At 43.2% G+C, this 13,481-nt stretch carries 11 protein-coding genes; 6 read left to right on the top strand and 5 right to left on the bottom strand.

What is annotated here, in order from left to right; genetic code table 11:
• Positions 1-183 precede the first annotated feature (183 nt).
• Positions 184-1,791, top strand: coding sequence for a cobyrinate a,c-diamide synthase (locus FD725_RS19855; RefSeq protein WP_179049734.1), 1,608 nt, complete (start codon positions 184-186; stop codon positions 1,789-1,791).
• A 172-nt stretch (positions 1,792-1,963) separates the two neighbouring features.
• Here the strand turns inward: FD725_RS19855 and ribBA are convergent, their stop codons facing one another.
• Positions 1,964-3,619, bottom strand: a complete 1,656-nt coding sequence (gene ribBA / locus FD725_RS19850) for a bifunctional 3,4-dihydroxy-2-butanone-4-phosphate synthase/GTP cyclohydrolase II (protein ID WP_179051609.1) — start codon at positions 3,617-3,619, stop codon at positions 1,964-1,966.
• 377 nt (positions 3,620-3,996) lie between these two features.
• On the opposite strand from ribBA, the gene argC reads away from it, so the two are divergent.
• Positions 3,997-5,055, top strand: a complete 1,059-nt coding sequence (gene argC / locus FD725_RS19845) for an N-acetyl-gamma-glutamyl-phosphate reductase (protein WP_179049733.1) — start codon at positions 3,997-3,999, stop codon at positions 5,053-5,055.
• 102 nt (positions 5,056-5,157) lie between these two features.
• Here the strand turns inward: argC and eno are convergent, their stop codons facing one another.
• On the bottom strand, positions 5,158-6,447 hold the full coding sequence (gene eno, locus FD725_RS19840) for a phosphopyruvate hydratase (RefSeq protein WP_179049732.1): 1,290 nt from the start codon (positions 6,445-6,447) through the stop codon (positions 5,158-5,160).
• 282 nt (positions 6,448-6,729) lie between these two features.
• Here eno and FD725_RS19835 point away from each other — a divergent pair, with 282 nt between their 5' ends.
• Positions 6,730-7,287, top strand: a complete 558-nt coding sequence (locus tag FD725_RS19835; protein ID WP_179049731.1) for a Uma2 family endonuclease — start codon at positions 6,730-6,732, stop codon at positions 7,285-7,287.
• A gap of 109 nt (positions 7,288-7,396) precedes the next feature.
• Here the strand turns inward: FD725_RS19835 and FD725_RS19830 are convergent, their stop codons facing one another.
• Entirely contained in the window at positions 7,397-7,705 is a 309-nt protein-coding gene (locus tag FD725_RS19830) for a hypothetical protein (protein ID WP_256871663.1), read from the bottom strand.
• A 26-nt stretch (positions 7,706-7,731) separates the two neighbouring features.
• Positions 7,732-8,205, bottom strand: a complete 474-nt coding sequence (locus tag FD725_RS19825; RefSeq protein WP_256871662.1) for a GNAT family N-acetyltransferase — start codon at positions 8,203-8,205, stop codon at positions 7,732-7,734.
• A 598-nt stretch (positions 8,206-8,803) separates the two neighbouring features.
• Here FD725_RS19825 and FD725_RS19820 point away from each other — a divergent pair.
• The 3 genes from FD725_RS19820 to clpB all read left to right on the top strand — a co-directional run bounded on the left by FD725_RS19820 (position 8,804) and on the right by clpB (position 13,126).
• Positions 8,804-9,646 carry a hypothetical protein gene (locus FD725_RS19820; protein WP_179049730.1) on the top strand — a complete coding sequence of 281 codons (843 nt, stop codon included), beginning with the start codon at positions 8,804-8,806 and terminating at the stop codon, positions 9,644-9,646.
• Positions 9,647-9,769: 123 nt separating this feature from the next.
• The gene (gene gloA, locus FD725_RS19815; protein ID WP_218653125.1) at positions 9,770-10,204 is read left to right on the top strand and encodes a lactoylglutathione lyase; all 435 of its coding nucleotides are present in this window, start codon (positions 9,770-9,772) and stop codon (positions 10,202-10,204) included.
• A 285-nt stretch (positions 10,205-10,489) separates the two neighbouring features.
• Positions 10,490-13,126 carry an ATP-dependent chaperone ClpB gene (clpB, locus tag FD725_RS19810; protein WP_179049728.1) on the top strand — a complete coding sequence of 879 codons (2,637 nt, stop codon included), beginning with the start codon at positions 10,490-10,492 and terminating at the stop codon, positions 13,124-13,126.
• A gap of 138 nt (positions 13,127-13,264) precedes the next feature.
• Here clpB and FD725_RS19805 read toward each other — a convergent pair whose 3' ends face one another.
• Entirely contained in the window at positions 13,265-13,456 is a 192-nt protein-coding gene (locus FD725_RS19805) for a hypothetical protein (RefSeq protein ID WP_179049727.1), read from the bottom strand.
• Positions 13,457-13,481: the final 25 nt, after the last annotated feature.

Raw genomic sequence — 13,481 nt, 5'->3', positions numbered from 1 at the left:
CAGAATACAGGAGTCAGAATAGTTCAAATTCTCATATTTGATGAGTAAGCTAATATTCCTAAACCCTGATTGATTCTGAATTCTGACTCCTGACTCCTGAATTCTATTTATAAATTAATCATCAATATCAACGTTATTGAATAAACTTATTAAGTATCAATTCTAGAATTATTCTTGTGTGGCATGGCTGTAGTGATTGCTGGAGAACGTAGCGGCGTGGGGAAAACAACAGTCACTCTGGCCCTTTTAGCCTCTTTATGTCGGCGTAATAACTCCGGGGCGATGGCTAATCATCCCATAGTTAAATCTTTCAAGGTCGGCCCCGACTACATTGATCCCATGTTTCATACCTATGTTACGGGTAGTGCTTGTCGAAATTTAGACCCAGTACTAACTTCAGAGGCTTACGTACAGCAGTGTTTTGTGACGCATCAGCAAAACAGTGAATATGCGTTGGTGGAAGGGGTCATGGGTTTATTTGATGGAATTGGACAACTTACAACTGATTTTGCTAGTACAGCGCATATTGCACGGTTGTTAGATTTGCCTGTGGTGTTGGTGATTGATTGTAGTCGGTTGTCTGGTTCAGTAGCAGCGATCGCTCACGGTTATTGTTCCTTTGATCCTAGAATTAAAATAGCTGGTTTAGTGCTGAATCGTGTTGGGAGCGATCGCCATCTCTGTTTACTCAAAAATTCCCTACAAGCTCTACAATTACCCATTCTCGGCGTAATCCGTCGTCAAGATAATATCACAATTCCCGACCGCCATCTCGGTTTAATCCCTACCGCCGAACTCCCCGAACTTGATGCTGTCATTCACCGCCTCGCTGATTTAGGCGATACTTGCTTCGATTGGCAAAGCTTGTTACCACTATTAAGAACTGAGGACAAGGGGACAAGAGGACAAATCAATTCAAAATTCAAAATTCGTCTTGGAAAGTTAGGCGGGACGGAAACCGACACCGCCTACTTTCCGCAAAATTCAAAATGGGACAAGGGGAGCCAGCACCGTGCGGGGGTTTCCCCCGTTGAGGTGACTGGCGTGACAAGGGGACAAGGAGAAAATACTTGTATAGATTCTTTCCCCCCATCTCCTCCTCTCCCCACTCCCCCATCTTTAAAAATTGCCGTTGCGTGCGATCGCGCTTTTAATTTTTACTATCAAGATAATCTCGACTTGTTGCAACATTTAGGTGCAGAGATTGTCTTCTGGAGTCCTTTAACTGATGAAGAATTACCACCAGGTATCCAGGGAATGTATTTTGGTGGCGGGTTTCCCGAAGTTTTTGCCCAAGAGTTAGCCGCAAATATTCATGCCCGTGATGCAGTGAAACAAGCTATTTTAAACGGGATACCCACGATTGCTGAGTGTGGGGGTTTAATGTATTTGTGTGAGCAAATAGTCGATTTTTCAGGGAAATCTTGGCCGATGGTGGGAGTGTTACCCACATCTGCGGCGATGGGTGGAGGCTTAACTTTAGGTTATCGTCGTGCTGTGGCTTTGCAAGATAGTTTACTGGTAAATGCAGGCACAAGCATTTACGGACATGAATTTCATCGTTCCCGCTTAATATCAACTCCAACAGAGCCACTTTTTGAAACCTATCGTTACGATTATCCAGAAAATATGGGTTGTGAAGGATGGGGTTTAGCTAAAAATATTCATGCTTCTTACATTCATTTGCACTGGGGTGAAAGTGTGGAAATTCCCCAGCGTTTTCTAGAGCAATGTAGACACATAAATTATGTAGAGACGTTGCAATGCAACGTCTCTACTGTTCACATTTAAAGGAAATTGGTATTACTGTGGTGTTTCACCATTTATTCATCCGCTAGCCATACAGAATTCATGCTGAATTCTCACTTATAAATTCTATATAGAAGATGAAGTTTGGCTACGTAGTTTTCTTGAGCATTGGACGTAGCGACTATCTTGAAAGTCAAGACAGTCGCTACTAATACTAAGAATCTAATTCTTTAGTGAAACTATAGATTTTCTGTGTTTCTAAACTACTGCTCAAGCTAGAAGGTAATTTATCAGGTGGAATTGTTTGTCTATCTAATTGGACTTGTAAATTGGTGAGAGGATCGCAACCGGCAGAAATCAGAAATTCTAGTTTCTGGATGTAAGGTAACTTTGCCAGGTTATCAAGAATTTGGCAGATAGCTTGTAGGTAAGGATGGCCAGTTTGGCTATACCAATCACAACTAGCAACTTTGGGTTGGTCAAAACCTAAGTGTACTATTAAGGATGCCTCGTCGAATAGAGCGATCGCTAAAGGTCGAGCTTCTTCCTGCAACAGTAAGTCATGACTTCTGACTAAATGGCGCAGTTTTTCTAGGCGTTCATAGCGTTTTGTTACTAGTTGCAGGTCGTCTTGCCACTGAATCGCTACTGTGACTAGATAAGTCTGCAACAGCATATGACCGAGTTTTTTGGCTTTGGTAGCTAGGTAATAGGAATTATAATCGTTGGCTTCAATCAGTAATGGCAGGCGATCGATTACTTCTAAACCATAACCTTTAACTCCAGCAATTTTACGGGGATTATTAGTTATCAGGCGAATTTTTTTAACACCTAAATCCATGAGCATTTGCGCCCCCATACCGTAATCTCGCAAGTCGGCGGGAAATCCTAAACGCTCGTTGGCTTCTACTGTATCCAGTCCCATATCCTGTAAGGAGTAGGCTTTGAGCTTGTTAATTAAGCCGATACCTCGTCCTTCTTGCCGCAGGTAAACAACTATACCTTGACCAGCAGTTTCAATCATTTTCAATGCTGCTTGTAACTGCATCCGACAGTCACAACGTAAAGAACCTAAAGCATCACCAGTCAGGCACTCCGAGTGCATCCTTACCATAACTGGCTCATCTTGAAAATGGTCAGGATCTCCCTTGACGATCGCTACGTGTTCACTGTTATCTACAGTGTGGCGATAAGCGTAGATTTTAAAATTACCGAATTGCGTAGGTAGTTCGGCAATACTCTCACGCACAACTAAGCGGTCATGTTGGAGGCGGTAACTAATTAAATCGGCAATACTGATAATCTTCAGATTGTAAGTTTTGGCATACTCGATTAACTGATGTAAGCGTGCCATCGAACCGTCAGGATTTTGAATTTCACAAATCACTCCTGCTGGGTACAATCCTGCTAGTCGAGCTAAATCAACAGATGCTTCTGTATGTCCAGCACGCTTAAGTACCCCACCAGCTTTGGCTCGTAAGGGAAAAATGTGTCCAGGACGGCGTAAGTCTGCGGGTTTTGTCGCTGGATTGAGGATAATTTGAATTGTGCGCGCTCGATCTTCAGCAGAAATACCAGTAGATACACCTAAATGGGGGCCAGCATCAACACTGACAGTAAAAGCCGTTTGGTTAGGGTCTGTGATATTAGTTACCATCAATGGTAAATCTAGTTCATCTAAGCGATCGCCTGTCATCGCCAAACAAATCAACCCTCTTGCTTCCACTGCCATAAAATTAATCATGTCAGGAGTAGCGAACTGAGCAGCACAAATCAAGTCGCCTTCATTTTCTCGATTTTCGTCATCTACCACCACAATGGCACGACCCGCTTTCAGGTCTGTTAAAGCAGCATCAATGGAATCAAACATAGAATTTTTGGTGAGAGAGGCAATGTTGTGAGTGGTTTCTTCTACTTGAGGAGATATACCCACACTGGGGTTTTCTCCAATGAGAACATTAGTTTGGGACTGCTGTGTATTTTTAGGTTGTGACACAGAGAGTTTAAGCTAGCAATAGTAAATTTTCTTAACAATTTCTTATTCTAGATTGTAGCTCCTTTACACAACAGAGATATAGACTAGCAATGTTTTGATAACAATATGAATGGGGAATGGGGAATGGGGAATGGGTAATGGGTAATGGGTAATGGGTAATGGGTAATGGGTAATGGGTAATGACTATTGACCAATGACTATTGACTAATGACCAATGACTATTGACCAATGACTAATAAGGATTTTAGAACATGAGCAATTTTAGGCGCGTACCCGTGGGGATTGTTGGCGCGTCAGGCTATGGGGGAGTGCAACTGGTGCGATTACTGATGGATCATCCAGAAGTGGAACTAGTTTATCTGGGTGGTGAGAGCAGTATCGGTAAATCATTTGCATCTCTGTATCCCCACTTAGCTCATGCAGTTAAATTACTGATTGAAGAAGTAGATGTAGAAACCATAGCGCGTCGTTGCGAAGTGGTGTTTCTCTCACTCCCAAATGGTCTAGCTTGCCAAATTGCACCAATATTGTTGGCACAAGGATGTAAAGTATTCGATCTGAGTGCAGATTATCGATTGCGTAACTTGGCAACTTATACCAGTTGGTATGGTAGGGAAAGAAGCGATCGCACTATAGCCGCCACCGCAGTTTATGGCTTACCAGAAATTTACCGCGATCGCATTTCCGATACTCAGTTAGTTGGTTGTCCTGGTTGCTATCCTACAGCCAGTTTATTAGCACTGTCGCCCCTATTAAAACAAGGTCTGATTGTACCAGAGACAGCAATTGTAGACGCTAAATCTGGCACATCTGGCGGTGGACGACAAGCCAAAACACATTTATTGTTAGCAGAAGCCGATAACTCTCTTGCCGCTTATAGCGTCGCACGTCACCGCCACACCCCAGAAATTGAAGAAGTTTGTAGCGATTTGGCTGGACATGAAGTCACAATCCAATTTACGCCACATCTCATCCCCATAGTTAGAGGAACTCTGGCGACTGTATACGCCACCCTCCGCGATCCTGGTTTGGTTGGAGATGATTTAACTACAATCTATACTGCTTTTTACCGTAATTCCCCTTGGATAAAAGTCTGTGAAACAGGGATTTATCCCCAAACCAAATGGGCAACAGGTAGCAATCTTTGCTATCTAGGTGTAGAAGTTGACCCCCGTACCGGTCGAGTAATTGTCATGTCAGCCATTGACAACTTAATCAAAGGACAGGCGGGTCAAGCAATTCAGTGTCTCAACATTATGATGGGTTGGGATGAGACTTTGGGTTTGCCGAAGTTGGGGTTTTATCCTTAATAGGGGACAGGGGACAGGTGATAGGAGACAGGGGACAGGGGACAGGTGACAGGGTAGGTTAAAAGTAGTATTCCCAATTCCCAATCCCCAATCCCCAATCCCCTACTTCGCCCCTAATCCCACAGCACCGGCATAAACTGCGCGATCGCCTAGTTCGTCTTCGATTCGCAGCAGGCGGTTGTATTTGGCTACTCGTTCGCTACGACACAGAGAACCGGTTTTGATTTGACCGGCACGGGTGGCTACGGCTAAATCGGCGATCGTTGTGTCTTCGGTTTCACCGGAACGATGGCTAATCACGGAACGGAAACCATTACGAGTCCCTAAGTCAATTGTTTCTAAGGTTTCAGTCAAGGAACCAATTTGATTGAGTTTAATCAAAATGGCGTTACCGGCTTTTTCTTGGATACCTCTTTGCAAGCGAGTAGCATTAGTGACAAACAAGTCATCTCCCACTAACTGTACTCGTGAGCCGAGCTTCTGAGTCAGTAATTGCCAATGTTGCCAATCTTCCTCATGTAAACCATCTTCAATGGATACAATTGGATATTTGTCAACTAACTGCCCTAAATAATCAATAAACTCTGTAGGGGCATGAGGTTTACCGTCATAGACATACTGCCCATTTTTGTAAAATTCACTAGCAGCTACATCCAGCGCTAAAGCAACTTGTTCCCCTGGCTTGTAACCAGCCTGTTCAATCGCCGCCACCAGCAATTCCAAGGCTACCTGATTCGATTCCAAGTTGGGAGCGAAACCACCTTCATCACCCACCCCTGTGAGTAACCCTTTGTCATGGAGAACTTCGCTGAGGGTCGCAAACACCTCTGCACCCCAACGCAACGCTTCCCGGAAAGAAGAAGCCCCCACAGGTACAATCATAAACTCTTGAAAATCAACGTTATTCGAGGCATGAGCGCCACCGTTAATCACGTTCATCAACGGCACGGGTAACAAATTCGCCAAAGGGCCACCCAAATAACGATAGAGGGGAATACCTAAAGCTTCAGCCCCAGCTTTCGCAGCTGCTAAGGAAACCGCTAAAATGGCATTTGCACCCAAATTAGATTTGTTAGCTGAACCATCCAGCGCAATCATTTTCCGGTCTAGTAGTTCTTGATTGAGAGCATCTAAGTCAATCAATTCTGGCGCTAGTACCTCATTGACATTGTGTACCGCTTTGAGTACACCTTTACCACCGTAACGGGATTTATCCTTGTCTCTGAGTTCGTGGGCTTCAAATGTGCCAGTGGAAGCCCCACTAGGAACCTGTGCTAATCCTACCGCACCACCTAGTAAGTGAACTTCTGCTTCTATGGTTGGTCTACCGCGTGAGTCTAAAATTTCGCGGGCAACAATCGCTTCTATAGCGGTATCAAGAATGTTACTCATTGATCTATTTGTCTCCTTCTTACCGTTAATCACACACAATCCAGTAGCTCAACCCCATCGTTAGCATATGCGCTGAAGTGACATATCGGCTGAGATTAAATGAAGATTTCCAAAAAAATTTATGGGGAAGAGTCAATGGTCAGTGGTCAATAGTCAATAGTCAATAGTCATTAGTCATTAGTCATTAGTTCTATACTCAGCACTCAGCACTCCCTCACTTCCTCACTCAGCACTCATTACTCAGGTTACAAATAGAATTATGGATTAGGGTAGGCGATCGCTATGACTCAACTCAAGGCTGAAATCACACTTGCAGAATACCTCGCATTACCAGATGGGGATATTACCTACGAACTAGTTAACGGCGAATTAAAACCTAAAATGGCACCAAAAAGATTTCATTCCAGAGTAACAGGCACAATCTCCATACTTTTAACGCCGTGGGCGCAAAGTTGTGGTGAGGTTGGTATTGAGTGGGCAATTACTCTCCAACGTCAGGGACGAGATTGGGTTCCTGTACCCGATTTACTTTATGTTTCTTTCTCTCGTCTCAATAGTGATGTCATTGAGGATGATGCTTGTCCTATCCCGCCAGACTTAGTCATTGAAATTATCTCTCCTGGTCAAAGTTTTGGGGAAATGAGTGCTAAAGCTACAGATTACCTGGATGCAGGTGTGATGAGAGTTTGGGTTGTCGATGCCAAAGCTAAAACGGTGAGTGTGTTCTATCCTGATGCCAGACCACAAACAAAAACTGGTGAAGAGAGTTTAGCAGATGACTTGTTGCTAGGGCTGCAACTCACACCCCAACAAATTTTCCAACAAGCAGGAATTCCTTAATTCTAAATCTTGATTTTCTCATCGTTGGCGCAATTGAAGATGAGTTTGATGAAATAAGGGAGAGAACGCAAACAGGCGATCGTTTTCAGCAGCCCTTGTGCCCGAATTATTATGCTGCACTGCTTGAATAGTTGTATACAGGAACCTGAATAAAATGATCAGGTTCTTTTCTATCTAGAATTGTCTGTTGTAAACGCTCTACGGTTGATGGGGAGAAAAATTGCTCGCCTGTTTCTTCATTTACACGGGCAGGCACGTTCTCAATCAGAACAATTTTACCGTTTAGATTTAAGGCGTATGTTACCTGCTTCTCAACCAATGTCTCATACCAATCAGTTGTCATCGTCACCACGTCTCCTTTGAGTAAAGTCTGCTCTTCAGCAAATTTACAACGTATTTCTACAATCAGCGTGGTCATTCAACTATTGTATTCTTGCGCTAATTTCATAATTTTCGCCGCATCTCGATCTGAAAGGCTTCAAACCCCAAACCCTCATAAAACAATTTTGCGGGTGAGTTTCGCAAAACATTGAGGTCAGCTTCCGTGCAGCCATTGTCTCGACCCCATTGAAATGCTGCTTTCATGAGCGATCGCGCAACTCCAGAGCAGCGATGTTCAGGAACAACATAAATTGCGTGGATATGCAGGGATGATTTTGGTAGAAATACAGAATGTAGCTCGATAATACTGGCTTCGAGAACGCCAATTAGTTGACTGGAGGAGACATTTAGTTCTGCTACGAGAAAAAGATGATTGGGAGATTCGATCTGCGATTGGATAGAATCTCGAAACCAGCTTGAAACAGAATGAGGATCTTGCAAGGCATGACCACCGAAGGATGCCATCGCATCGAGCATTGCTTGCAAAAATTCAATGACTGTATCGATTTCCTGATGAACAAGCTTTCGGATTTGCATACCCAGAATATTTACCTCAAAAAACACCTGCCTAATGACGAAATGTAGTTGCTCTGCCTAACATTGCTCATCCCCGCCGCAGAAAACCTCGCGTCTCAACACGCAACCTCTCGACGGTCGGTGTGCATGGGCGTTGTTAGCCTTTTCAAAGTGGAAAGTTCAGAAGAATTTTGCTTTTCTAAAATACTGCTTGATGACTTTTCTAAGTACCACATAGTAGCTTACATTTATTGCCAAAGATATCATTAAATAGAATATTGCGTACTGAATACTAAAATTTAATAAAATTACTATTGGGATACAGGTAATTGTAAAAGCAACAATGGCTCCTAGAAAACCAACCGTTAAAGGATAGATATTATTAATGTAGTTTTGCTCTTTTCCAAGATTAAGATTGAATACTTGAGAACATTCTTGTTCGTGAAGTTCCCTTCTAATTTCCTCCTCATAGCTCCGGAGGTTATGAACAACCCTTCATGAGAGAATTATATGGAATTTTTCCGTATAACATCTTTATTTTTTGCATTTGAAGTATTTAACTCATTACAGATTGGGGGAAAAGCAGAGAATAATGGATTATAAGTATGGGAAATCACTTATGAAATTTACTTTGAGTGCGATCGCATCCATGACTATTCTGAGCATGGTTGGGGGTGGGGTTGATGCTAGCCAATTGTCTTTACCAGAACAGCGTCTAAATTATGCTACAAGTATCAGCCAAGCTACTGAGCCTGTGGATTTAGCTTTGCTGGCTAAAAGTATTACTAATTTATTACAAAGCGATCGCTATCAAACTGATTCTCAGATAGAATTTAACGTCGGTACTCAAGGCACTCAGACAACAATTTATCTGCAAAGTAAAATGATTACCCAAGCGGGGCGCAAGTTTCGGGCTGAGATTGCCTACACAAAGCCAGGAGAACCACCTCAAACGGGAAATTTAGTGATTTCTAATGGCAAACAAGTGTGGATTTACCGTTCAGATTTACAGCAATACTCTGTTTCTTCCTATACTGACTTTAAAGACTCTAGCGATTGGGTTCTGATTGGTATCTCCTCTTTCGCTTTCATAGATTTTCCGGAGGAAGATAGAAAGGTTGTGGTCGATGGTAATCTATCAGCAAACAACGTCCTATCTTATCTCGGTTTAGCTAGCAACAGTGAACTACAAGGAAATCAGCAGACTCTTGATGGTCAATCAGTTTATGTTTACGGCTATAAAGACTCACAAGAAGGTTTTACACTCACAGCTTTTATCAATCCCGAAACAGCTAGTCTCCAGCAAGTACAGTTAGCTGGTAAATCAGACAACTTAGATATTCTCCTCACCGAAAAAATCCTCAGCAGAACCACCAACCCTACTATCAGTTCCAACACCTTCCAATTTTTACCCCCAAAAGGTACGACAAGAGTTAAATCACTTTCCATCAGTCCGTTGTGACATGGGGAATGGGGAATGGGGACTGGGTAATGGGTAAGAGTTTTACCAATCACCAATCACCAATCCCTCTGTACAATGTTGGCAGAAATCAATAATTTTGCTGAAGCAAAACCAAAGGTCACTATGCGCTTACTACATACAATGTTACGAGTGGGCAACTTGGAAGAGTCTTTGAAGTTTTACTGCGATGTTCTGGGAATGAAGTTGCTGCGGCGAAAAGATTACCCAGGTGGGGAATTTACCTTGGCTTTTATTGGCTACGGCGATGAAGCTGACAACACAGTTATAGAATTAACTTACAACTGGGGAACAGATAAGTACGATTTAGGTAATGCTTATGGTCACATTGCCCTTGGTGTAGATGATATCTATGCAACTTGTGAATCAATTAAAAGTCAAGGCGGTAAAGTAGTGAGGGAACCAGGGCCTATGAAACACGGTTCTACAGTAATTGCTTTTATTGAAGATCCAGATGGATACAAAGTTGAACTGATTCAATTGAGTAATCAAAGTTCGGCAGTAAAACAGGAAACTCCAGAACAACTGGTTACACAGTAAATTTGAGGTATTCGTAAATGGTAATGGGTAATTGGTAATTGGTATAAATCTTCCCCATTACCTATTACCCAGTCCCCAATCCCCATTTAACAAATTACCCTCACAGTGATATTTTCGTTTTAAATTAGGGATAGATAGCAGTTGCCGAGTAAATTAGGAGATAAGCAAAAATCAAACACGGACACAAAAAGACTTACAAGCTGATTCCCCATTCCCTATTCCCTGTTCCCTATTCCCTATCCCCTATCCCCTGCTATCTTTAATTTCACATTAAAAATTTTAAAAATGCAGCCTACAGATCCTAATAAATTTACTGATAAAGCCTGGGAAGCAATTGTTAAATCTCAGGATATAGTCCGTGCATATCAACAACAGCAACTAGATGTTGAACATCTAATTATGGCGCTGATAGAAGAACCGACTAGTTTAGCTATTCGGATATTAGCGCGTGCGGAGGTAGATCCGATACGCTTACAACAGCAATTAGAAGCTTTTACGCAACGTCAGCCGAAAGTAGGCAAAAGTGATCAACTATATCTCAGTCGTAGTTTAGATACTATGCTAGATAGGGCTGAGGAAATTCGTTTAGGCATGAAGGATGCTTTCATTTCTGTAGAACACATTCTTTTAGCCTTTGCAGACGATGAGCGTGTTGGTAGGCGCATACTCAAAAGTTTTAATGTAGACAGTGCCAAATTAGAGGCTAGTATCAAAGCTGTGCGTGGTAGTCAAAAAGTCACAGACCAAAATCCAGAATCACGTTATGAAGCCCTACAAAAATTTGGTAGGGACTTAACAGAACAGGCTAAGTCAGGAAAGCTTGACCCGGTAATTGGACGGGATGATGAAATCCGCCGAGTAATTCAGGTGTTATCGCGTCGTAGTAAGAATAACCCAGTATTGATTGGTGAACCTGGGGTGGGTAAAACAGCGATCGCTGAAGCATTGGCACAGCGTATAGTTAATGGAGATGTGCCGGAATCGTTGAAAAATCGCCAACTTATCTCTCTGGATATCGGTAGTTTGATTGCTGGGGCTAAATATCGCGGTGAATTTGAAGACCGTCTCAAGTCTGTACTCAAGGAAGTTACTGAGTCGAATGGGCAAATTGTTTTGTTTATTGATGAACTCCACACCGTTGTCGGTACTGGTTCCAATCAACAAGGGGCGATGGATGCTGGGAATTTGCTCAAACCTATGTTGGCGCGGGGTGAACTACGCTGTATCGGTGCAACTACCCTAGATGAATACCGCAAATTCATTGAAAAGGACGCAGCTTTAGAACGTCGTTTTCAACAAGTGTACGTAGACCAACCTAGTGTAGAAAATACTATTTCTATTTTGCGAGGATTGAAGGAACGCTACGAAGTCCATCACAATGTCAAAATATCTGACTCAGCACTGGTAGCTGCTGCTACGTTGTCGGCTCGTTACATTTCTGACCGCTTCTTGCCAGATAAAGCGATTGATTTGGTGGATGAAGCCGCAGCTCAGTTAAAAATGGAGATTACCTCCAAACCGTCAGAATTGGAAACTATTGACCGTCGGTTAATGCAGCTAGAGATGGAAAAGCTGTCATTAGCAGGGGAAGAGAAAGTCCCAGCCCAAACCAGAGAGCGTTTGGAACGCATAGAGTTAGAAATCGCCAATTTAACTGCAAAACAGCAAGATTTAACTAATCAGTGGCAAGGTGAAAAGCAAGTTCTAGAAGCCATCAGTGCTTTAAAGAAAGAAGAAGATGCTTTGAGAGTGCAAATCGAGCAAGCAGAACGTGCTTATGATTTAAATAAAGCAGCTCAACTTAAGTATGGCAAATTGGAGGGAGTGCAACGCGATCGCGAAGCCAAAGAAGCCAAGCTGCTAGAATTACAAAGCCAAGGTTCTACCCTACTGCGAGAGCAAGTCACCGAAGCTGATATTGCCGAAATCGTTGCCAAATGGACAGGTATCCCCGTAAATCGCCTGTTGGAATCAGAACGGCAAAAATTATTGCAACTCGAAAGCCATTTACACCAACGAGTCATCGGACAAGAAGAAGCAGTCGCCGCCGTCGCCGCCGCCATTCGTCGCGCCCGTGCGGGGATGAAAGATCCCTCACGCCCCATCGGTTCCTTCTTATTCATGGGGCCGACTGGGGTGGGTAAAACTGAACTCGCCCGTGCTTTAGCCCAGTTTCTCTTTGACTCTGAAGACGCTTTAGTACGCTTGGATATGTCCGAGTATATGGAAAAACACTCGGTTTCTCGGTTAGTGGGTGCGCCTCCAGGTTATGTAGGCTACGAAGAAGGTGGTCAACTTTCAGAGGTGGTGCGTCGTCATCCCTATTCTGTGGTGCTATTAGATGAAGTCGAGAAGGCACACCCCGATGTGTTTAATATTTTGTTGCAAGTATTAGATGATGGTAGGATTACTGATTCGCAAGGGAGAACAGTAGACTTCCGCAACACCGTCATTGTCATGACAAGCAACATCGGTAGCGAACATATTCTCGATGTTTCCGGTGATGACTCCCAGTATGAAGTAATGCGAAATCGGGTGATGGATGCTTTGCGATCGCACTTCCGCCCCGAATTTCTCAACCGGGTTGATGATACAATTCTCTTCCACACCCTCAGCCGTTCCGAAATGCGTCATATCATCCGCATCCAACTCAAGCGGGTGGAAAGTCTACTGCGAGAGCAAAAAATCTCCTTTGAAATCTCCCCAGCCGCCTGTGATTTCTTAGTAGAGCGAGGTTATGATCCAATTTACGGCGCACGTCCCCTCAAACGAGCCATTCAGCGAGAAATCGAAAATCCCCTCGCCACCAAGTTATTAGAAAATACGTTCATTGCTGGTGATACAATCTTGATTGATCAAGCTGAAACTGGTCTGACATTCAGCAATAAAGTGCTAGTTAAAGTTCCCACACCTCAGACATGATAATAATTCGTAATTCGTAATTCCGCTACGCGCAAGCAAGTAAAAATTTAGGTTGGGTTGAGGTTTTGGGAAACCCAACACCCGTATCCATACTAAATTTTTAAGATCCATGTTGGGTTGCGCTGCACTTAACCCAACCTACTTCTTGATTTTGAACGCCAGTCCGCACAATGGAGGAAACCCCCACAAGCGGCTGGCTCCTTTTGACCATTGACCATTGACCATTGACCATTGACCATTGACCATTGACCATTGACCATTGACCATTGACCATTGACCATTGACCATTGACCATTGACCATTGACCATTGACCATTGACCATTGACCATTGACTATTGACTATTGACTATTGAC

The sequence above is a fragment of the Nostoc sp. TCL26-01 genome (genome assembly GCF_013393945.1).
GTDB lineage: Bacteria > Cyanobacteriota > Cyanobacteriia > Cyanobacteriales > Nostocaceae > Trichormus.
This window is presented reverse-complemented; position numbering and strand designations above follow the sequence as displayed.

What these genes read in the sequence shown, in the direction of transcription:
- FD725_RS19855 (WP_179049734.1), top strand. Translation starts at nt 184, where the DNA reads ATGGCTGTAGTGATTGCTGGAGAACGTAGCGGCGTGGGGAAAACAACA.
- ribBA (WP_179051609.1), bottom strand. Translation starts at nt 3,619, where the DNA reads ATGTTTGATTCCATTGATGCTGCTTTAACAGACCTGAAAGCGGGTCGT.
- argC (WP_179049733.1), top strand. Translation starts at nt 3,997, where the DNA reads ATGAGCAATTTTAGGCGCGTACCCGTGGGGATTGTTGGCGCGTCAGGC.
- eno (WP_179049732.1), bottom strand. Translation starts at nt 6,447, where the DNA reads ATGAGTAACATTCTTGATACCGCTATAGAAGCGATTGTTGCCCGCGAA.
- FD725_RS19835 (WP_179049731.1), top strand. Translation starts at nt 6,730, where the DNA reads ATGACTCAACTCAAGGCTGAAATCACACTTGCAGAATACCTCGCATTA.
- FD725_RS19830 (WP_256871663.1), bottom strand. Translation starts at nt 7,705, where the DNA reads ATGACCACGCTGATTGTAGAAATACGTTGTAAATTTGCTGAAGAGCAG.
- FD725_RS19825 (WP_256871662.1), bottom strand. Translation starts at nt 8,205, where the DNA reads ATGCAAATCCGAAAGCTTGTTCATCAGGAAATCGATACAGTCATTGAA.
- FD725_RS19820 (WP_179049730.1), top strand. Translation starts at nt 8,804, where the DNA reads ATGAAATTTACTTTGAGTGCGATCGCATCCATGACTATTCTGAGCATG.
- gloA (WP_218653125.1), top strand. Translation starts at nt 9,770, where the DNA reads ATGCGCTTACTACATACAATGTTACGAGTGGGCAACTTGGAAGAGTCT.
- clpB (WP_179049728.1), top strand. Translation starts at nt 10,490, where the DNA reads ATGCAGCCTACAGATCCTAATAAATTTACTGATAAAGCCTGGGAAGCA.
- FD725_RS19805 (WP_179049727.1), bottom strand. Translation starts at nt 13,456, where the DNA reads ATGGTCAATGGTCAATGGTCAATGGTCAATGGTCAATGGTCAATGGTC.